This window comes from Microbulbifer yueqingensis, from assembly GCF_900100355.1.
GTDB lineage: Bacteria > Pseudomonadota > Gammaproteobacteria > Pseudomonadales > Cellvibrionaceae > Microbulbifer > Microbulbifer yueqingensis.
Genome location: NZ_FNFH01000005.1, coordinates 72140 through 91717, shown reverse-complemented (window position 1 = coordinate 91717; position 19578 = coordinate 72140). Strand labels below are relative to the sequence as shown.

General features: G+C 60.6%; 15 protein-coding genes and 1 tRNA gene. 3 read left to right on the top strand and 13 right to left on the bottom strand.

What is annotated here, in order from left to right:
• Positions 1-61 precede the first annotated feature (61 nt).
• The 13 genes from BLT26_RS12360 to rpsU form a co-directional block, all read right to left on the bottom strand.
• Positions 62-1414 (bottom strand): restriction endonuclease subunit S, encoded by a 1353-nt coding sequence (locus BLT26_RS12360; protein ID WP_217631434.1) that lies wholly within the window; start codon positions 1412-1414, stop codon positions 62-64.
• Positions 1411-3039, bottom strand: a complete 1629-nt coding sequence (locus BLT26_RS12355) for a class I SAM-dependent DNA methyltransferase (RefSeq protein WP_091514649.1) — start codon at positions 3037-3039, stop codon at positions 1411-1413. The genes BLT26_RS12360 and BLT26_RS12355 overlap by 4 nt, the downstream gene beginning before the upstream one ends.
• A gap of 25 nt (positions 3040-3064) precedes the next feature.
• Positions 3065-6583 (bottom strand): type I restriction-modification system endonuclease, encoded by a 3519-nt coding sequence (gene hsdR, locus BLT26_RS12350; RefSeq protein WP_091514646.1) that lies wholly within the window; start codon positions 6581-6583, stop codon positions 3065-3067.
• 661 nt (positions 6584-7244) lie between these two features.
• Positions 7245-7664 (bottom strand): helix-turn-helix domain-containing protein, encoded by a 420-nt coding sequence (locus tag BLT26_RS12345; protein WP_175453110.1) that lies wholly within the window; start codon positions 7662-7664, stop codon positions 7245-7247.
• Between the two features lie 545 nt (positions 7665-8209).
• Complete coding sequence (locus BLT26_RS16340; RefSeq protein WP_139169540.1) at positions 8210-8671, bottom strand: DUF6387 family protein; 462 nt, start codon at positions 8669-8671, stop codon at positions 8210-8212.
• A 378-nt stretch (positions 8672-9049) separates the two neighbouring features.
• A complete protein-coding gene (locus BLT26_RS12335) occupies positions 9050-10288 on the bottom strand; it encodes a tyrosine-type recombinase/integrase (RefSeq protein WP_091514636.1) in 1239 nt (412 codons plus the stop codon).
• A gap of 201 nt (positions 10289-10489) precedes the next feature.
• A tRNA-Ile gene (locus tag BLT26_RS12330) sits at positions 10490-10566 on the bottom strand.
• An 89-nt stretch (positions 10567-10655) separates the two neighbouring features.
• Entirely contained in the window at positions 10656-11651 is a 996-nt protein-coding gene (locus BLT26_RS12325; protein ID WP_091514633.1) for an autotransporter outer membrane beta-barrel domain-containing protein, read from the bottom strand.
• A 103-nt stretch (positions 11652-11754) separates the two neighbouring features.
• On the bottom strand, positions 11755-12144 hold the full coding sequence (locus BLT26_RS12320; protein ID WP_091514630.1) for a diacylglycerol kinase: 390 nt from the start codon (positions 12142-12144) through the stop codon (positions 11755-11757).
• 119 nt (positions 12145-12263) lie between these two features.
• Positions 12264-14135: an RNA polymerase sigma factor RpoD gene (gene rpoD / locus BLT26_RS12315; protein ID WP_091514627.1), complete on the bottom strand. Its 1872-nt coding sequence runs from the start codon at positions 14133-14135 to the stop codon at positions 12264-12266.
• 192 nt (positions 14136-14327) lie between these two features.
• A complete protein-coding gene (gene dnaG / locus BLT26_RS12310; protein ID WP_091514625.1) occupies positions 14328-16349 on the bottom strand; it encodes a DNA primase in 2022 nt (673 codons plus the stop codon).
• Between the two features lie 89 nt (positions 16350-16438).
• Positions 16439-16885, bottom strand: coding sequence for a GatB/YqeY domain-containing protein (locus BLT26_RS12305; RefSeq protein WP_091514623.1), 447 nt, complete (start codon positions 16883-16885; stop codon positions 16439-16441).
• Between the two features lie 211 nt (positions 16886-17096).
• Positions 17097-17312 (bottom strand): 30S ribosomal protein S21, encoded by a 216-nt coding sequence (rpsU, locus tag BLT26_RS12300; RefSeq protein ID WP_020411530.1) that lies wholly within the window; start codon positions 17310-17312, stop codon positions 17097-17099.
• A gap of 289 nt (positions 17313-17601) precedes the next feature.
• Between rpsU and tsaD the strand changes: the two genes are divergently transcribed.
• From tsaD to folK, 3 genes are read left to right on the top strand one after another with little or no spacing between them, the layout of a single operon-like run.
• The gene (tsaD, locus tag BLT26_RS12295; RefSeq protein WP_091514620.1) at positions 17602-18639 is read left to right on the top strand and encodes a tRNA (adenosine(37)-N6)-threonylcarbamoyltransferase complex transferase subunit TsaD; all 1038 of its coding nucleotides are present in this window, start codon (positions 17602-17604) and stop codon (positions 18637-18639) included.
• Entirely contained in the window at positions 18639-19019 is a 381-nt protein-coding gene (folB, locus tag BLT26_RS12290; RefSeq protein ID WP_091514616.1) for a dihydroneopterin aldolase, read from the top strand. Before tsaD ends, folB begins: the two co-directional genes overlap by 1 nt.
• 2 nt (positions 19020-19021) lie before the next feature.
• Positions 19022-19513, top strand: coding sequence for a 2-amino-4-hydroxy-6-hydroxymethyldihydropteridine diphosphokinase (gene folK / locus BLT26_RS12285; protein ID WP_091514612.1), 492 nt, complete (start codon positions 19022-19024; stop codon positions 19511-19513).
• The last annotated feature ends 65 nt before the right edge of the window (positions 19514-19578 follow it).

Genomic DNA, 19578 nt, shown 5'->3' with positions numbered 1-19578 from the left:
AAGTAGCAGTGCGCATATCCAAGCATGCCGATTTCAATCTGCGGACAATAGCCGTGGAGCATCATTCAGGCACTGCCTTCTTTTGCCGAGTTCGCTTTGCCGGTGTATTTGTGGTCTGCTCAGCCTGAATACGCTCCAGTAGCGCTTTTGCGCTATTGTCGCCGCTGATCAGGTCCGGGTTCTCCTTGCGCCACTGCTCGGTGAGCTCGCCGCGGAAAGCTTTGGACAAGACGGACTGGGTGAGGTGCTCGACCCGCGCCCGCGCTTCTTTGACCTGTTTCTCGATAATGTCGGCGTTGGAGAAAAGTTGCTTTACTCGTTGGACAATTTCGGCCTGCTCTTCAATTGGTGGGCAAGAAATCGGGTATGCGCTGAGCTTTTTGGCATTAATATTGGACTGACTTACACCATCCGATTTTACTGCCTTACAGTAATCTTTTGCAGAAGGGCTATTTAAGTGATAGTTGAGAAATTCTGGATTTAGTTTATCTGAGCATTTGATCTTAATTAGGTATCCAGCGTAAATCGCCTCTTTTTCTCCGCGATATATGGAGGTCTTGCCTACTAGCTCTGGGCTATTCGTACGATTGAATAGGATGTCACCAGGCTCGAGCCGATATTTCTCTATTTCCTCTAAGTCTGATGAATATGCCAAGTCGGACCAGTCTAGTTTCCCATCTTGCAGATTTCCCATGCGCAGTACGGGTATGAGCCCTTCTTTCTGAGATTTTGCAGAGGTCCCATATTTTGGCTTTTCTATAAATTCCCCAAGTGTGCCGGAGACCCATTTACCCGAGCGATTACTTTTGCGCCAAATTTTTGTTAATTCTCCGCTTATCGCTTCCGCCAGAACAGCTTGTCGGAAACGCTTGAGGATCTGAGAGGTGTTCTTGAGGCGGATTTTGGTTTTTTCCACCTGGGCCAGCAGGGTGTCGAGCTTGTCGGCGATGACTTTTTGTTCGGCTGCGGGGGGGAGTAGGAAATCAAAGCCATCCAAATCTCCCTTGTTGAAGCCGTTCTGAGCAGAACGCGAGAGCAACCGAAGAGGCGCCTGGAATACTTCGGATTCGAGATACCTTCTCAGGAAGTCGGACTCGATATTGGCTGGGGCAAGAACTTTGGCAAGTGCAACGTTATAAGCACCTTCCATGCCCGTGCAGATGCGCCCCAGTGAGGCTCCGTATCGACCAATCAGGACATCGGTCTCTTCACACTTCTTCAGTTTTAGAGTGTCAGGGATGTAAGTGGGGACGGGTTTTTTTCCAAAGTCGCGGATCTGTAATAGGCGAATGTAGCCTTCTTTAGGGGCATCAATAAATTGAGACTTGGGTGGCTGTGTTCCGCCCTGAATATCGAGTACTTCGGTAAATTTTGTACTGGCCCAATTGGAAGGTAAGCTCGGTTTTTCCATCATTTGACCTCGCCAAACATTTCAGCTAGCAAAGTTTTCTGAGCATCAGCTTCCGTTTCGGCACCCAGCTCCCGCATCAAGCCGTCCAGCTCGCCCACTGCCTGCACCAGCTCACCCATCGCCGCACCCGCCAATACGCTAGGTTCCGGCAGATTGGCCGCACTCACGCTGTCGGCATCTTTAAGCCAGCTGATATCCAGCGAGTCGCCCTTGTGTTCGGCGATCCAGTCGCGGCTGAAGCAGCGCCAGCGGCTGTGGGCCAGGCGCTCGTCTACATCTTGGTTCTCGTCGGCTTTTTGCGCTTCGGGTGCTAAGTCGATTTCCTCTGCGCCGAAGCTCCATTCGCCCTCTTTGCGTTTACTGGTCCCGCCGGCCTTTTTGCCATAGACCTTTTCGAACGGCTTCAGATGCTGCTCGCCAAAGGGAGTGCGTTTGCCGAAGCTGGGCATATTGGTGCGCAGGTCGTATACCCATACATGCTGGGTACAGTTTTCTTCCTGCAGCTTGTCCTTGACGCTTCCCTTGGTGAAGAACAGCACATTGGTCTTTACCCCCTGGGCGTAGAAGATTCCGGTGGGCAGGCGCAGGATGGTGTGCAGGTTGCACTTGTGCATCAGGTCGCGGCGCACTTCGGTGCCCACTCCGGCCTCGAACAGCACGTTATCCGGCAGTACCACCGCGGCGCGACCGCCGGGCTTAAGATTGCGGTAGATATGCTGCAGGAAGGCTAGCTGTTTGTTACTGGTCTTGTAGGTGAGGTCGTCACGGGTGATGCTAGCCTCGCCGCCCTTGGCGGTACCGAATGGGGGATTAGCGAGAATGATATCGGCCTTCGGCAGGCTGGCGCCTGCCTGACCGAGGGCGTTGCCCAAGTGCACCACGCCCTCGTCGTCGCCCTCCATGCCGTGTAGCAAGCAGTTCATCAGCGCCAGGCGGCGGGTGCCGGGTACCAGTTCGATTCCGACAAAGGCCCGATTCTTCTGGAACGCCTGCTGTTTGGCCGTTAAGTCAAACAGGTCGTCGGTCTGCTCCTTGATGTACTGGTCGGCAGCAATCAGGAAGCCGGCGGTACCGGCGGCTGGGTCCTGGATCACCTCGCCCGGCTGGGGCTGGATACAGCGCACCATGGAGTTGATCAGAGCGCGCGGAGTGAAGTACTGGCCTGCGCCAGATTTGGTCTCGTTGGCGTTCTTCTGCAGCAAGCCCTCGTAGAGGTCGCCGAGCCCGTCTTTCTGCGCGCTGAACCAGTCGATCTGATCCAGGGTCTTGACCATCTGCTCCAGGTGGCGCGGCTCGCGCAGGCGGGTCTGCGCGTCTGCATAGACGGCACTGATCAGCGGGTCCTCGTGCACAATGTTGCCGTCGCCATCCTTGCCCGTGGAGAGTGTCAGCAGGATTCGCTTGTAGTCGTCCAGCAGGTTGATGCCGGACTTACCGTTGAGGTCGGTCCAGCGACAGCCCTCGGGTAGCGGGTGCTTCTGCAGGGTGCCAGCCTCGGTGTTCTCGTGCACCATCTTGATAAACAGCAGCAGCACCAGCTCGGTGACATAGTCCGAGTAGTTGATGCCGTCGTCGCGAAGCACGTCGCAGAGGTTCCAGAGTTTCTGGACGATATCGTTGTTGGTCATGGTACTTCCCGTTACATCTATTTAGTTATGCGGTCTCAGCGGTAGGCCAGAGGGCCGCTTTGAATTCTTCCAGCACGGTATCCAGCTGGTCATTCAGCACCTTATTCAGCCGGCGGGCGCCACCCTCGAAGGCGGGCATCTGGTTGATGGTCTCGCGGTCAATGACGACTTCATGGGTCAGCTGCTTGGCGAGTCGCTGTAGCCACTTGCGCTGTGCCACGGTCCAGTTGTGCTGAGTGAAGATTCTGTCCATGGCTTTTGCCACTCGCTGCTCGAAGGGTACCAGGGCTTCCCCCAGGGCCGCGCGGCGGATATGGCCAATGATGCTGGCGGCGATGTCCTGGTTGGTCTGGTTGCGCACTGCGCTTTGCAGGTTGGCTTCCGAGTAGCCGTGGTTGTCCAGCAGCAGCTTCACTTCCTTCAGTTGCTCCCGCGTGAGGTCGCGGGGGCGGTTCACAACCACCGCGAGGGCCGCGGACTGGTTGAGCTGTTCCTTTATGAACTGGTTGAAGCTATCCAGGTAGTCATCGGGTCGCTTGTGCGCGCCGTAGCTCTGGGTCCGCTCGCGGATCTCGTCTTCGTGTTCCGAGATCAGCGGCATCTTCTCACTGCCAAGGAGGGCCTTTACTTCGGTGAGCTGCTGCAGCAGGCCACTGTGCTGGCGGATGAACTCGGCTGCCTGGGTGGGGCCCAAGTCGTGTAGGTGCTTGTGCAGTGACTTGGGCGCGATACCCCACTGTTGCTCCAGCTCGCCCAGCTTCTGCTTGAGCGCAGGCTTGCTGTCCGCCTTGTTGTCGGCCTTGCGCAATACCCGCATCAGTTTCTGGCTGAGCTGGCTCAGTACGGCGTCGGCATGGGTTTCACCTTCCTGTTCACCCGGGCTGTTCAGTGCCCGCTCCAGCTGCTCGGGGGTGGTGAGTTCGTCCACCAGCTGCTCGAGACTGATGTTGGGGTCCTTCACCAGCGGCTTCATGGTGTTCACTTCCTGCAGTGCCGCGTAGATATCCACCGGGTCGTAGATGCGGAACACAGTTTTGCCGATTTCATCACAGCGGCGGGTGGCGCGGCCGATCATCTGCTCGTACAGGATGCGCGACCGCACGCGGCGCAGGAACACCAGGTTGCAGATTTTGGGTACGTCGATGCCGGTGGTAAGCAGATCCACGGTAATGGCGATATTGGGGTAGCGCTCGTTCTTGTACTCGCGGATTAGCTGGTTCACCTTGTCGCTCTGGCCGGTGATCTTGGCCACGGCGGCTTGGTTGTACTCGCCGTTGTAGAGGTCCTTGAAGGCGCCATCCAGAAGGCGCTTGACCATGTCCGCGTGCAGATCGGTAGCGCAGAAGATCATGGTCTTCTCGTCACCGAAAGGGTCCAGCTCCTGCACGAGCTGCTCGCAGATCACCCGATTGAAATTCTCGTTAATCACCCGGCGGTTGAAGGCCTCGACGTCGAAGTTCAGCTCGTCCTCAAGCTCGGCGGTTTCCACAGCGCCGGTCTGGGTGTTGATGGCTTGGACCGCGGCACCTTTCTCGAACTGGATGCCTTTCTGGGTCAGGAGGGTCTCGTAGCGAATCGGCGGCTCGTGATCGATTAGCCAGTCGTCGGCCACGGCTTCCCGATATGAGTAGGTGTACACGGGCTTGCCGAAGATTTCGCTGGTGTGCTTGGCCGGCGTCGCGGTGAGGCCGACCTTGACCGCATCGAAGTAGTCGAGCACGCGGCGGTAACTGGACAGATACTGACTGGTATCGCGGGTGGCCAGTTCGCCCTCGGTCATTTCCTGGTCGAGCGTATAGCCGCGGTGGGCTTCATCGATGATGATGCAGTCGAATTGATCCACCGGCGGTGGGTTATCGCTCATGAATACCCGCTTAACCATGGCTTGCACGGTGGCCACCTGTACACGGGTTTCCGCCTCGGCAGCCATATCGCCAAGCTCGGCCACGTTGTAGATCTTGGACAGGGTCTGGTTCTGCTCCAGCGGCGCCTCGTTGAAGGCGTCTATGGCCTGCTGGCCCAGGGCGGTACGATCCACCAGGAACAGGATGCGCTTGAAGCGCTCTGCTTTCAGAAAGCGGTACATCAGACCGATGATCGTGCGGGTCTTGCCGGTGCCCGTGGCCATTGCCAGCAGCGCCTGGCGGACGCCCGCGGCCAGCGCGTTCTCGGTGGCGACGATGGCTTTCTGTTGGTAGTCGCGCAGCTTGAGATAGCCGAAAGGCTCCTGTTGTAGCTTCTGCTCTGCTTGTTCCTTGCTGCGCTTGAGCAGGTCGAGCAGACCATCCGGGGTATGGAATTTAGGGAGCGCACGGCGGGTATTGCTCGGCTCGCGCACATCCCGGAACCAAGTGCCGGACTGCTCCGCCAGCTGGGGTATAAAGGGGCGCCCATTACAGGAGTAGACGAAGGGCACCTTGAAGTGTCCATCTGCCTCATCTGGCCAAGCAACGGTGCGACCGGCCAGCTCCCAGGCGCTGTCTAGTGGGGCGGCAATCTGGAGGCCACGGCTGTAACGCTCAGCCTGACGGATCTTGCCGGCGACATTGGTGTTCTCTTTCTTGGCTTCAACCACGGCAATTGGGGTGAGCCCGGCAAACAGCACATAGTCTGCGGGGCCTCTCTGGGTGGGCCACTCCGCAATCGCCCGGCTGACCCCTTTCTCAGGCCGCGCCCCTTTCTGGTAGGTCAGCTCCTGGCTGTCCGCCTCCCAGCCGTTCTCAGCCAGTTGCTGGTCGATCAGGATGCGGGTCAGCTCCTCGTTCAGCACGATGTGCTGGCTGGCGGCTTGGGTTTGCTTGGCGACCTTCTGGCGCTCGGCTGTAACTGTCTTGTCGCCTTGCTCAGCCAGTTGCTGTTGTAGGGCCTTGATCTTCTGTTCGTATTCTTGCCGCTGCGCAGCCAGTGCCTGCTCGTGTGTCGCGGCTTCCTCGGCTTTGGACCGAGATTCCTCGTCCATCGCCACCGCCAAAGCCTCGTATTCGGCTTTCTCCTTGGCGATTAGGTCATTGAGCTGCTGGCTGGAGTCCAGCTGGACGTTGGCCTCCTGCAGATCGTGCCTGAGCTTCTCGATCTCGGTCTGGAGCTGTCGCAGGTGTTGGCTGGGGTCTGCAGGCGGAGCGAAGGGGCCGGGCTTGAACTTGGTCCCCGAGCTGCTGAAGGACTGATGGAACCAAATAGCCAGGGCCCGGGCGACTTTCAGTCCGTCCAGGGCTTCCCGGTGCTGGGTTCTGAATTCGTGGGTAGCCTTGTTGCCCTCGATGCGCAGGGTGTGGAACAGCTCCCGCACCGTTGGCTCCAGGCGCAGTTCTCGATTTAGGCGGTAGAGGAGATCAGCTTGGCTAGTCTGCTCGTCAATCTCCACCCCTACCCGGGCGGCAATGTGCTGAGCCAGGGCCTCGCCCAGCTGGCGCAGTTTGATCAGGGTGGTGTTGGGGTCGCTCGAGAACGCTCGCTCGGCGGAAGCGGCAAGCTGAAGGAATATCTGGTCATGCTCAGCGAGGAAGCCGAAATTCGCCGACTGTATGGTATCAGTGACCTCCACAACTCCCCCTTTCTTATTCTTGCTGGATGCCGAGCGATCTGAACTGTTAGCACTCACTAACTAGCCGCAGCGCACCCATGCTAGTCAGTAAAACCCAGAAGCCCCATTTGCTGGGTGTCAGAGCACTTTGTCGGGTTAACTCAGACAATCCGGTTGATTCTACCTAGGAACGTGAGGGAGTTCACGCCACGAGAGCTGGCAGCAGAGCTCGATGTAAGGTTTTGTATAGTCGCGTACCGGAAAATCTCCAATAGTTGTGCGGTTGTGTCATGGAGCAACCTCTTTCGCTTAAATTTTGAGCATCAATTGAGGGGTGTGAAACTTAAGTTGGCACCTAAAGTTTTATATAGTTTTGTTTGTTTTTTGAGCGCCTCTGCGCTAGCGGCTTGTATCGCGAATACCCTCTCTTCAAGAGTTGGTTTCATTGGTAGCGTGCGCCTTCAGGAGGGGGTCAGGGTCTCAAAGCTAGGGCTGATAAAGGCATGGTAGATATCTATAAAGGGGGCCCAGATTCCCCCCAAGCAGTAGCTGGATATTGGTATTCATGGGGGCTCTCTGCCCCCAATAGGATGGGGAGCGCCGAATTTATGGGGGCGGTGGGTCCCCTTAATTCTGATCTTTGGGCCGAATTTGGGCCCAAAGAAATAGATTCTCACTTAGCTTAGCTCTTGTTGCTTAAGGATCGGCGTTTTGCTCGATAAGCCTCCGGCTCCAGGAATGGCTTTCCCTCCCAGCGGTCTACGTCAAGCCAAGCCAGGCGATAGAGGGTTGGCTCCTTCTTGGCCTGAGGATAGCGCGTGACGGAAATCCAGCCCTTTTGCTCTAGTTCTTTTCGGCAGCGAAGGGCAGTCTTCTTTTCCCAGCCGTACTTTTCCATGATCGCTGGTGCTGCGCTCAAATTCCCATTGTTGTAGCCGTTGTACTGCCGGGCAAAGTCCCATAGGAAGGCTCTTGCTGTTTTGGTGAGTGCTATGTAGTCGGGGTGGTCAAATATGGCATGCAAGGCGCGGACAAAGCGCATCTTGCCTTTGCCCCGCCCATTGGGCTTCATGCCTCGACTATTGATCCCTTTCCTGCCCATCATTCCTCCAATGGCTTTACCCGTTGAAGTTGGGGAGGTTGAGGGCGTGGGTCGCCATCAGGTTGCAGGAATAGCGGGTTGCTTGATCCACCCTCTTCGATCAGCTTGCGGAGCTCCGCTTCGCTTTCGGCGTCTACCGTGAACGGAGTAACGGTTGTAAAAGCGAGCTCTACTAAAAATCTCATTGCTCCTCCGCCCTGCCTTCAACCAGCTTGCGCTGTAGATCACGGATATACCCAGCTCTCCATACAGAGACCCTGGGGCTTAGCTTTATGGGCGGGGCGATCTTTCCCTGTTGAACCCATAGCCAGAAGGTGCTCAACCCGATGCCCAAGTGATGGGCAGACACTTTGGCGCGGCAGAATGCGTCGGGGTCCTGAGGGAGGGGGCGTGGGGTGTAGTCAGCCATTGATCATGTTCCTTACGTTGTCTAATCAACGCAAGGAAAGATATGGATGTCTAAGGAAACGGCATACACGCAGAAATTCGAAAAATATGGAGCCGAAGAATTATTGAAAAATTTGGGGGCATAAAAAATAGACAGATTAGTCCGGCGTAAATAAAGTGCCTATAAAGCTGGCTTGGATGGCTTCTTCCGCCCAAGGCGCTAAGGTTTCGCGGACGAATCGGCCGCCCTGTAGGGAGTCGGGGAATAGTACTTTGGCGATCACTTCAGAATGAATCTGTATGCCCCATAGGTAGGCCCAGTGAGTTAGGTCGAGGTATGGCAATACCTTATATTGTCGTAGTCGTTGAATGCTTTTGTCAGACCCTCTTTTAGTGGACGAATTGTACTCTCGCAGTTTTCTATATTTTTTGATGACGTCTAAAAACTTTTCTTGAAGAGCAGAGTCAGATGCGTCTAAATTGATCTCAAGATGAGCTCGATTTGGTGGGTATGACGAAACTACTTCGTCGTAAGCTAAAAACATATCTACTGGCTCGCGATGATCATGGCTAAAAAGTTTGCCGAGAATCGCGGGTCTGACACAGCCGTGAAAATCCATGCCGCCCTGGTCGGGGGAAAAGTATATGGATTCTTGTTCAGCTGTCGCTTGATCGTCGCTTCTTGGTTCACGAACACAGTTGGACTCTATGGGGCGTGAAAACTTAATCCTGAAGTGTTTTAGGTAGAGGCTGTCAGGCCCTTTTTTTCACAAACCGCTTGAGCGCGCCTGGCCCAGGCAAGATCTTCTCGGCGGATTATTAGCTGCTTCGCCCATTCCCTTTTTGAGAAGCTGTCGCAGATATCATAAGCGCTTAGATCAAACCATTTGGGTAAATCCGAAACGGATTTTATTATCGACTTCATCTTTCCTCTCGTGTCTATTTCAGTCTGGTTAAAGCAGGATCATTAGGATTTTTGTTTTCCTCGCTCCTTTTTGCTAACCATGAGCGTGGAGTTTGGTGGTCAACACGCTATTTTCAGATGCTTGTATTTTTAGGTCCTGAAGATAATCTGCCCATCGTTGCATCATGGCAGTGCGCTGGGGTAGATGCTTAGTACGGTTGTAGGCGGTTCCATTGGCATCTTTCACAGAGTGAGCTAATTGGTGCTCGATCCATTCCACTCGCTCATTTAGCACTTCATCCAGCAGTGTGCGGGCCATTGCACGGAAGCCATGCGGTGTGATGGTGTCATTTCCATAACCCATATTTCGCAGGGCGGTCCGTACCGCGTTCTCTGACATGCAACGGCTGGCACCTTTGGGCGAAGGGAATACAAAGCGAAATCGGCCTGTCAGTGGTTCAAGCTCGCGGAGGATCGCCACGGCCTGATGCGCCAGGGGGATGATGTGCGGGTGGCGCATCTTCATCTTGGCGGCGGGCAGCTCTATCCGCTGGTCTTCCCAGTTGATCTCGGCCCACTCGAGCGCGCGCAGTTCGCCAGGGCGGCAGAACAGCATGGGGGACAGCTTCAGGGCCGCGCGCACAGTGGGAGTGCCTTGGTAGCCGTCGATCGCGGCCAGAAGTCTCCCGACCTCTGCGGGGTTAGTGATGGTTGGAAAGTGCTGCGGCTGGGTAGGCTTTAACTGGTCGCCCACCACGGCTGCAGGGTCGTTAGTGGCCCGTCCTCCGGCGATGGCAAAGCGGAAGACCATGCTTGAGGTCTGTTTGGCGCGTTTCGCGGTTTCCACTGCGCCGCGGTCCTCGATGCGCTTGAGTACTGTAAGCAGCTCAGGTGGCGTGATGTCTGCAATCGGGCGGGAGCCCAGATAGGGAAAAAGGTCGCGCTCCAGCAGGCGCATGGTGCGCTTGCGATGGCTCTCCGACTTGTCGCCCATCCGGGTCGCAAACCATTCGCGGGCCAGAGCTTCAAAGGTATTAGTCGCGGAGTCGTATCGTTCTGCTCGCGTCGCTTTCCGGTGATCACTGGGGTCGATGCTATCAAGCAACAGCTGGCGCGCTTCGTCACGGAGCTTGCGGGCTCGCTTGAGACTGGTTTCAGGGTATACACCGAGGGCGAGCTTGCGCTCTTTTTTGGTGTGAGGGTGGCGATACTTGAGCCGCCAATAGCGGCCGCCACCCTTGGTCACGAGCAGGAACATGCCTTTCTCGTCAGACAGCTTGTAATCCTTGTCCTTCGACTTTGCCTGCTTAACCTGAAGTTCCGTCAACGGCATGGCTCTATCCCTTTAGCAATGCGGGCTGCGGCGAAGTTTGGGGGCCTCTATTGGCGCGAATTACTTAGGGGCCCCCAGATCTGCCCCCGTGTGCCCCCAGCTTTAGTGGCACAAATTAGACTTCTTGAGACAAAGAATAACGCGGAAAGCTAGGCGTGTCGCGGGGTGTTGGATTAACTGAGATTTGCGGGGACGGGAGAATGGTGGGCCCTCCGGGACTTGAACCCAGGACCTGCCGATTATGAGTCGGATGCTCTAACCAACTGAGCTAAGGGCCCCCATAAGGTGCCTGCAGGGCGCTGCAGGCGGTCGGGAAAAGTACTCGATTTTTCCCGTCAAATCAACGGCTTTCGCCTGTCGGGCAATGCTACCAGGCCCAGCTGAAACCCACGCCGGCGCTCAGGCCCTGCCAGTCGTGGTCGTCCGCGGAGGTGCGGTAGCGCAGGTCGAAGGAGATGTCGGCGTACGGCAGTTCCAGCAGGCGCGAGCCCAGCCCCAGCTCCAGCCAGCGGGCGCCGCGCTGGTGGCGGTGAGAGTTGGAGAGCTCGTCGTCGCCGTCGAGCACCTCCCATAAATTTGCGAATACGAAGTGGGGGCCGTCACTGCGGTAGGCACGCAAGCCGGCCCTTAGGGCCAGCTCCGGGGTCACATCCAAATCCAGCCCGAAGCGCTCCGTCTGGAAGTAGGTGAAGTTTGTGTAATTGGCCACCAGCTGCAGCTGCGGTTCCACACCGTAGTACTCAGTCAGCGCGAGGGCGTACCCGCCCTCGGCCGATAGCGCCAGCTGTATGCCGTAGGCGTCGCTTCTGGCGCCGCGGTAGGTACTGTTATCCACTTGCAGATAGGCGACCTTGGCCTGCAGGTCCAGATAGCGGCCGGTGTTGCGGAAGTCGCTGAAGTAGGCCCCGACGAAGTGGCTCTGCAGGTCGTTATTGCCTACATAGCCGATCTCTCCGTCGAGCCGACGGGCGAAGCTGTCGCCGCTGGCGAAGCTGCTGCCGGCGCTGATACCAGCCTGCTGGCTGCCGTGGCAGGTGGGACCGGCGAAGAAGTCGCGGCTTACACTGAAGCCGGTCAGGGTGCTCTCGGAGCGGCTGGGAATCTCCCCCTGCCAGTCCAAGTCCAGGCCGCCGTGCTGCAGCTGCAGGCGACTGTTGTTGCGTCCTACCGGTCCGCTGCGCCACTCATCGCGGCGTTGCTGAAGCCCTTGCAGCTGATCGATGGAGGCCAGCTGGGCCAGTCGCTTTATCTGGGTATAGACGGCTAGCTCACCAGCGTCCGGGTGCTGCGCGAGGGTGGGTGAGGGCGCCGCGGCGCACAGCAGTGCGAAAGCCCCGCCGGCAAGTGCTGACTTGGGTGCCATAAACCTTCCGTGGTCGATGGGTGATGAGCAGTGGTTGAAGTTTAGACGGCTGTACTAGTTTTTCGGGTCTTCCTGGCCCGATGGCGGATAATTCCCTGTGGGCTCAGCCGAGCCAGCGCGGCAGCAGGATGCAGCCCCAGGTGAAGAGCCATAGCAGCAGCGAGAGTGACACGGCCGCTGAGCCAGTGTCCTTGGCGACCTTGGACAGCGGGTGCCGCTCCGGGCCGATACGGTCGACGGTGGCCTCCACTGCGCTGTTCAGCAGTTCCACGATCATCACCAGCAGGGTGGCGCCGACCAGTAGCGCGCGCTCGATACCGCTCGCGCCCAGCCACAGGGCGGCGGGGATCAGGAAGATGGCCAGGCTCACCTCCTGGCGGAAGGCGGCCTCGTTGCGCCAGGTTGTGAGCAGGCCCTGCCAGGAGTAGTTGGTGGCATCAATCAGGCGGGGAATGCCGGTCTTGCCCGGCTTGTTGACGAACTCTTCCTGCATGGCGGTTTTCCTCCGGCTTCTCACAGGGCTGTCTTGGCGCGGTCACAACGGCCGGGCCCGGATGCCCGACTGTAACCTGTTGGTAAAAGAAAGCCCGGCGGTGCCGGGCTTTGGGGGGCTTATCCTTCGTCGAGGAAGCTCCGGAGGTGCTCCGAGCGCGACGGGTGTCGCAGCTTGCGCAGCGCCTTGGCCTCGATCTGGCGGATCCGCTCGCGGGTGACATCGAACTGCTTGCCCACTTCCTCGAGGGTGTGGTCGGTGTTCATGTCGATACCGAAACGCATACGCAGCACCTTGGCCTCACGCGCGGTCAGGCCGCCGAGCACGGAGCGGGTGGCGTCGTGCAGGCCGGTCTGGGTGGCGGTGTCCACCGGGGACGCCTGGTTCTGGTCCTCGATGAAGTCTCCCAGGTGGGAATCTTCGTCGTCGCCGATGGGCGTCTCCATGGAGATTGGCTCCTTGGCGATCTTCAGCACCTTGCGCACCTTGTCTTCCGGCATGTCCATGCGCTCGCCCAGCTCTTCCGGGGTCGGCTCACGGCCCATCTCCTGCAGCATCTGGCGGCTGATACGATTGAGCTTGTTGATGGTCTCAATCATGTGCACCGGGATGCGGATGGTACGCGCCTGGTCCGCGATGGAGCGGGTGATGGCCTGCCGGATCCACCAGGTGGCGTAGGTGGAGAACTTGTAACCGCGACGGTACTCGAACTTGTCCACCGCCTTCATCAGGCCGATATTGCCCTCCTGGATCAGGTCCAGGAACTGCAGGCCACGGTTGGTGTACTTCTTGGCGATGGAGATCACCAGGCGCAGGTTGGCCTCGACCATTTCCTTCTTGGCGCGGCGTGAACGGGCCTCGCCGATGGACATACGGCGGTTGATCTCCTTGATCTGGCCGATATCCAGGCCGGCGCGCTCCTGGCACTGGGCCAGCTTGCGCTGGCTGCGGATGATGTCGTCCGCCAGGTGGCGCAGGTTGTCGGAGTAGTCGCGCTTCTTCTTGACGATACCGGGGATCCAGTCCTCGTTGGTCTCGTTGCCCGGGAACTCCTTGATGAAGGTCTTGCGCGGCATCCGGGCTTTCTTGATGCACAGGTTCATGATGGTGCGTTCCTGCTCGCGCACCTCGTCGAGGATGCTGCGCACCTCGTTGTACAGCGGGTCGAACTGGCGCGGGGCCAGCTTGAAGTAGCGGAACACCTCGCCCACCGCTTCGAGAGCCTCGCCGGCCTGCTTGGAGTCGCGGCCGTGCTTCTTGATGGCGGCGTCGGCCTTCTTCTGCGCGGCAATGAGCTTCTTCATGCGCTCGGCCAACTCTTCCGGGTCGATACCGCCGACGTTCTCTTCCTCTTCCTCGGAGGAGTCCTCGTCGTCATCGTCGGAGTCGCTGTCATCGTCGCTGGAGTCGTCGCTGCTCGGCGCGGGCGTGGTGGCCTGGCCCGTCTGGGCGCCCGGCGGGACCTCGTCGGCGGGGTCGAGCCAGCCGGCGATCACGTCGGGGATGCGGCGCTCGCCTTCCTCGATCAGCTTGTACTCGTCGATCACCTGCTGCACGGCACCGGGCCAGTAGGCCAGGGCAGCCATCAGCTCGCGCAGGCCTTCCTCGATGCGCTTGGCAATGGCGATCTCGCCTTCGCGGGTGAGCAGCTCCACGGTACCCATCTCGCGCATGTACATGCGCACCGGGTCGGTGGTGCGGCCCACGTCGGATTCCACCGCGGCCAGGGCGGCGGCGGCTTCGGCGGCGGCGATCTCATCGGCGGAGCTGTCGCCCTCGGCCATCAACAGTTCTTCGGCATCGGGTGCGCTTTCGAACACCTTGATGCCCATGTCGTTGATCATGCCGATGATGTCTTCCACCTGGTCCGGATCAGAGATGTCCTCGGGCAGGTGGTCATTTACTTCTGCGTAGGTCAGATAGCCCTGTTCTTTACCACGGGCGATCAGTTCCTTGATGCGGGAAGTCTGCTGTTGGGTTTTGTCGGTCATGCACAACCCTGAAATCTGGGGAGTTAAAAATACGGGACAAAGACGCGGGATTATAGCGTATTTGCGATAGCAATAACCACTCTGGCTGTCAAGGGACGCGTTGGTGCGAAATCTGTTGTGCTCGGTTCCCGATCCCGTCCGGGGTGAATCTATATGGCGGTGGCCCGAAGTATTTCAAGGCCTGCGCCACGGTTAATCCTGCTTGCGCTGCCAGTTGGCCAGCAGCGCACGCTGTTCATCGCTCAGTTGCCCGCCGCCGTCGCCACCGCGCAGCTGCTCCAGCAGGGCACGCTTGTGCTCGCGGGCGTCGGCCCGCTCCAGCTGCTGCAGGCAGTCGCTGAATTCCGCCTGCGGGTCATATTCAAGGCCGGCGTCGCCGCGGGCGAGCTGGCGCACGCCGCTCACCAGCTGGGAGGCGGCCAGCTGTGCCAGGGTGTCGCAGGACTCGGCGCCGTGGTGGGCGCGCCAGTAGCCCAGTAACTGGTTCAGATTGTAGTCCGGGCGCCGCTTGAGCAGCTCCACCAGTTCCGCGAACAGGTCCAGGTCGGCCAGCCCGCGGTTGCGGAACCGGTTGCTGTCGTCGATCTGGCCGGCCAGCTCCGGGTGGTGCAGCAGCAGGGCGATCAGCATGCGTTCCGGTGGTAGCCGGTACTGGCCGCTGCGCCGGCGCGGCGCGGGGCCGGGGGCCGGTGCCTCCACGGGCTCGTCCGGCGGCAGCGCCTGCTCCGCGTAGGCATAATCGGGGTAGTCGCCGGCCGGCGGCAGTTCCGCCGGCGGCATGCCCTCCGGGGCGGGTGCGGCTTGGCGCGGGTCGGCAGCAGGCGCGGGCTCCGCGCGCGTTGCCGCCGGCGGCTCGGGTGCGCGGCTCGCTTTGCGGGCCTGCTCGGCCTCGATGATCTCCTCGAGCATCTCCCGGTCGAGGCCGGTGCGCGCCGCCAGTTGCTGGAACATCAGCTGGCGGTAGACCCCCGCCGGCAGGCGGTCGAGCAGTGGCGCGGCCAGCTTGGACAGCCGCGCGCGGCCGTCCATGGTCTGCAGGTTGATACCCTCGCCCACCAGGTCGAACAGGAAGTCCTCCAGCGGGCGCGCCTGCTCGTCCAGCAACTGGGTGAAGCGCTCGCCGCCCAGCTGGCGCACCAGGGTATCCGGGTCCTCGCCCTCGGGCAGCAGCAGGAAGCGCACGCTGCGCCCGTCCTGCATGTGGGGCAGGGCGGCTTCCAGGGCACGCTGGGCCGCGCTGCGCCCGGCGCGGTCGCCGTCGAAACAGAACACCAGCTCGCCGGTGTGGCGGAATGCCAGCTGGATATGGTCTTCGCCGCAGGCTGTGCCCAGGGTGGCCACAGCGCAGCGGATGCCGAACTGGGCCAGCGCCACCACGTCCATATACCCCTCCACCACCACCAGCCGCTTGAGTTCACGGTTGGCCTGGCGCGCCTCCCACAGGCCGTAGAGCTCGCGGCCCTTGTGGAAGATGGGGGTCTCGGGCGAATTCAGGTATTTGGGCTTCTCGTCCCCGAGCACCCGCCCGCCGAAGGCGATGGTGCGCCCGCGCTGGTCGCGGATCGGGAACATGATGCGGTTGCGGAAGCGGTCGTAATGGTGGCGCCGCCCGGGCTCGGTGCGGCCGTCACTGTCCTGGCGGCGAATGGCCAGGCCGGCGTGCTCCAGCTGGTCGGCCTTCTCCGCCGTGTCCGCCAGGTGGTTCAGCAGGTTGTCCCAGCCCGGCGGGGCCAGGCCGATGCCGAAGTCGCGGGCGACCTCGCCCGACAGGCCGCGCTGTTTCAGGTAAGTGATCGCTCGCCCCGCGGCGGGGTGCGCGCGCAGCTGGGCGCGGTAGAAATCGGCCGCTTTCTCGGTCAGCTGGTAGAGCGACTGGCTCTCCCGCTGGCGCCGCTCGACGCCGGGGGCGAGCTGCTCGCGGGGCACTTCCAGCCCCTGGCTGCCGGCCAGCTTCTCCACCGCCTCGGGGAAGCCCATGCGGTCGTACTCCATCAGGAAGCCGATGGCGTTGCCATTGGCCCCGCAGCCGAAGCAGTAGTAGAACTGCTTGTCGGGGCTTACGGTAAAGGATGGAGTCTTTTCATCGTGGAACGGGCAGCAGGCAGAATAATTTTTCCCCGTCTTGCGCAGCTTCACGCGGCTGTCGATCACCTCAACGATATCGGCCCGCGCAAGCAGGTCGTCGATAAAGTGCTGGGGAATCTTGCCGGCCATTCAGGGGTTCCGAGAGGTGTCTGCTGTTGCTGCGTAAGGGGCGCTGCCGGCGGCCTGCGGGGGCCGCGGCAGTCGCGGGGTATTGTCTGTCAGCCGAGCCGGGCCTTGACCAGCTTGCTGACCGTGCCCATGTCGGCGCGGCCCTGCACCTGCGGTTTCACCTGGGCCATTACCTTGCCCATGTCCGCCATGCCGCTGGCGCCGGTGTCCTGCACCGCCTTGTCCACGATCCCGGCGATCTCGGCCTCGTCCAGCTGCTCCGGCAGGAATTCCTTGATGACATCGATCTCGGCCTGCTCCACCGCCGCCAGCTCAGGGCGGCCGGCCTTCTCGTACTGGGCGATGGAGTCGCGACGCTGCTTGGTCATCTTGTCGAGCAGGGCCAGGATGCGCGCGTCGTCCAGTTCGATCCGCTCATCCACCTCGACGCGCTTGATCTCGGCGTTGATCAGTCGCAGTGTCGCCAGGCGGTCCTTGTCACGGGCCTTCATGGCGTCCTTGGTGGCCTGGGCGAGGGTTTCCTTGAGGGTGCTCATGGCTTTCCGTCCGGTTCTTTAAAGTTGTTGTTGCGGGTCTCCGGCCAAGCATAGCGCTTCCGCTCCGGCGGGAGAATCGTTGCAGGCAGCCGTTTTGGGCTCCCGAACAACGCAAAACGGCGTGCGAGTCGGGCTCGCACGCCGTTTGTCGATTGCCGCCCCGGGCGGTTCGCCCGGCCGGCCTCCGTAAGGCAGCCCCGGAGGCTGCTGCTTAGTAGAGGCGCTGGAACTTGCGGTTTTCGCGCTGCAGCTTCTTGGCGTGACGCTTCACGGCCGCGGCAGCTTTACGCTTGCGAACGGCAGTCGGCTTCTCGTAGAACTCGCGACGACGTACTTCAGACAGTACACCGGCTTTCTCACAGGAGCGCTTGAAGCGGCGCAGGGCGATATCGAAGGGTTCGTTGTCTTTGATTCGTACAGAGGGCATAAGTTACCTGTAAAATTCGTTTCTCTCGGCCTTCCGGCAATTGCTCTCGCAGTTGCAATCCGGGGGCCGGTTCACAGCGAGGGCGCAAATTCTAAACACTTGGATCGGTGATCGCAAGCCTCTTCGGCCCTTCATTTCGTGTCCCGGGCGGGGACAGGGAGTCGGGTGAAACCGCGCGCCACGCCACGGTTTCGGGCTCTCCGGGCACCTGCCGGGAGGCGCCTGCACCCCGACTACCCTTATCGAGTATGATAGGCGCCCTTTGATTCATTCACGAGTGTGAGACCAAGTGCGGATTCTGGGTATCGAGACCTCCTGCGACGAGACCGGCGTTGCGCTCTATGACAGCGAGCGTGGCCTGCTGGAGCACGCGCTATTCAGCCAGGTGGACCTGCACGCCGACTACGGCGGCGTGGTGCCGGAACTGGCCAGTCGCGACCATGTGCGCAAGCTGTTGCCGCTGGTGCGCCAGGTAATGGAACGTTCCGGCACCGCGCCGGCTGACCTGGACGGCATTGCCTATACCGCCGGCCCGGGCCTGGTGGGCGCTTTGATGGTGGGCGCCTGCGCCGGGCGCGCGCTGGCCTATGGCTGGGATGTCCCGGCGGTGGAGATCCACCATATGGAGGGCCACCTGCTGGCGCCAATGCTGGAGGAGAACCCGCCGGCCTTTCCTTTTGTCGCCCTGCTGGTCTCCGGCGGCCACACCCAGCTGGTGGATGTGCGCGGCCTGGGCGAGTACGAACTGCTGGGCGAGTCCCTGGACGACGCCGCCGGCGAGGCCTTCGACAAGGCCGCCAAGATGCTGGACCTGGACTACCCCGGCGGCCCGCGCCTGGCGGCCCTGGCGGAGAAGGGCGACCCTTCCCGCTTCACCTTTCCGCGGCCGATGACCGACCGGCCGGGGCTGGACTTCAGTTTCTCGGGGCTCAAGACCTATACCCTCACCACGGTGCGCGATAACGCGCTGGAAGACGGCCTGCCGGACGAGCAGACCTGCGCGGATATCGCCGCGGCCTTCCAGGAGGCGGTGGTGGATACCCTGGTGATCAAGTGCCGTCGGGCGCTGAAGGCCACGGGGCGCAAGACGCTGGTGGTGGCGGGTGGCGTGTCCGCCAATAAACTGCTGCGCGAGCGGCTGGAGGCGGCGCTGGCGAAAGAGGGCGCCACAGCCTGTTACCCGCGCCACGAATTCTGCACCGACAACGGCGCCATGATCGCCTATGCCGGCTACCTGCGCCTGAAAGCTGGCCAGCGCGCCGACCTGGGGGTGGAAGTGCGGCCGCGCTGGCCGATGACAGAATTGCAAGGAGGCCTGGCCGGCTGATGGATATCGTTTATATACGCGACCTGAAGGTGAACACCATCATCGGGATCTACGACTGGGAGCGTGAGGTGCGCCAGACCGTGAGCCTGGACCTGGAGATGGCCTTCGATATCTCCGAGGCTGCCCGCACCGACAATATCGACCACACCCTCAACTACAAGGCCGTGGCCAAGCGGCTGATCTCCTTTATAGAGGGCAGCGAGTTCCTGCTGGTGGAGACCATGGCCGAGCAGGCGGCTGCGATCGTGCGCGATGAATTCGGAGTGTCCTGGCTGCGCCTGCGCCTGTCGAAGCCCGGCGCGGTGCGCGGCTCGCGCGACGTGGGCGTGATTATCGAGCGCGGCGAGCGCCCGGCCAGCGGTGCGGCGGCGGGGGTGTGAGCATGGCGCAGGTATACCTCAGTCTCGGCAGCAACATCGATCGCGAAAGGCATATCCGCGCCGGCCTGGATGCGCTGGCGCGGGAATTCGGCAACCTGAGTGTCTCGCGGGTATTCGAGAGCGAGGCCGTGGGCTTCGACGGCGACAACTTCTATAACCTGGTGGTGGGCCTGCACACCGACCTGCCGGTGGGCCAGCTGGCGGCGCGCCTGCGGGAGATCGAGGATGCCAACGGCCGGGTCCGCGGCGGAGCCAAGTTCAGCGCCCGCACCCTGGATATCGATGTCCTCACCTACGATGACCTGGTGGGCGAGTTCGACGGGGTGAAGCTGCCCCGCGGCGAAATCGTGAAGAACGCCTTCGTGCTGCAGCCGCTGGCCGAACTGGCCCCGCAGCACCGCCACCCGCTTACCGGCAAGACCTTCGCCAAGATGTGGGATGACTACGACAAGGATAGGCAGAAGCTCTGGCCGGTACATTTTCCCTGGCCCTGACTATGTTTGTGCTGCGCCCGGGGCCCAGTGCCAATACCGGGTCGCAGGGCCGCGGGCCCACCCGC

Bases quoted from the DNA above. Each gene is read 5' to 3' on its own strand.
- folB (WP_091514616.1), top strand. From the start codon at position 18,639: ATGGATATCGTTTATATACGCGACCTGAAGGTGAACACCATCATCGGG.
- dnaG (WP_091514625.1), bottom strand. From the start codon at position 16,349: ATGGCCGGCAAGATTCCCCAGCACTTTATCGACGACCTGCTTGCGCGG.
- BLT26_RS12325 (WP_091514633.1), bottom strand. From the start codon at position 11,651: ATGGCACCCAAGTCAGCACTTGCCGGCGGGGCTTTCGCACTGCTGTGC.
- BLT26_RS12320 (WP_091514630.1), bottom strand. From the start codon at position 12,144: ATGCAGGAAGAGTTCGTCAACAAGCCGGGCAAGACCGGCATTCCCCGC.
- rpoD (WP_091514627.1), bottom strand. From the start codon at position 14,135: ATGACCGACAAAACCCAACAGCAGACTTCCCGCATCAAGGAACTGATC.
- BLT26_RS12355 (WP_091514649.1), bottom strand. From the start codon at position 3,039: ATGACCAACAACGATATCGTCCAGAAACTCTGGAACCTCTGCGACGTG.
- BLT26_RS12305 (WP_091514623.1), bottom strand. From the start codon at position 16,885: ATGAGCACCCTCAAGGAAACCCTCGCCCAGGCCACCAAGGACGCCATG.
- BLT26_RS16340 (WP_139169540.1), bottom strand. From the start codon at position 8,671: ATGGATTTTCACGGCTGTGTCAGACCCGCGATTCTCGGCAAACTTTTT.
- BLT26_RS12345 (WP_175453110.1), bottom strand. From the start codon at position 7,664: ATGGGCAGGAAAGGGATCAATAGTCGAGGCATGAAGCCCAATGGGCGG.
- folK (WP_091514612.1), top strand. From the start codon at position 19,022: ATGGCGCAGGTATACCTCAGTCTCGGCAGCAACATCGATCGCGAAAGG.
- BLT26_RS12360 (WP_217631434.1), bottom strand. From the start codon at position 1,414: ATGATGGAAAAACCGAGCTTACCTTCCAATTGGGCCAGTACAAAATTT.
- rpsU (WP_020411530.1), bottom strand. From the start codon at position 17,312: ATGCCCTCTGTACGAATCAAAGACAACGAACCCTTCGATATCGCCCTG.
- BLT26_RS12335 (WP_091514636.1), bottom strand. From the start codon at position 10,288: ATGCCGTTGACGGAACTTCAGGTTAAGCAGGCAAAGTCGAAGGACAAG.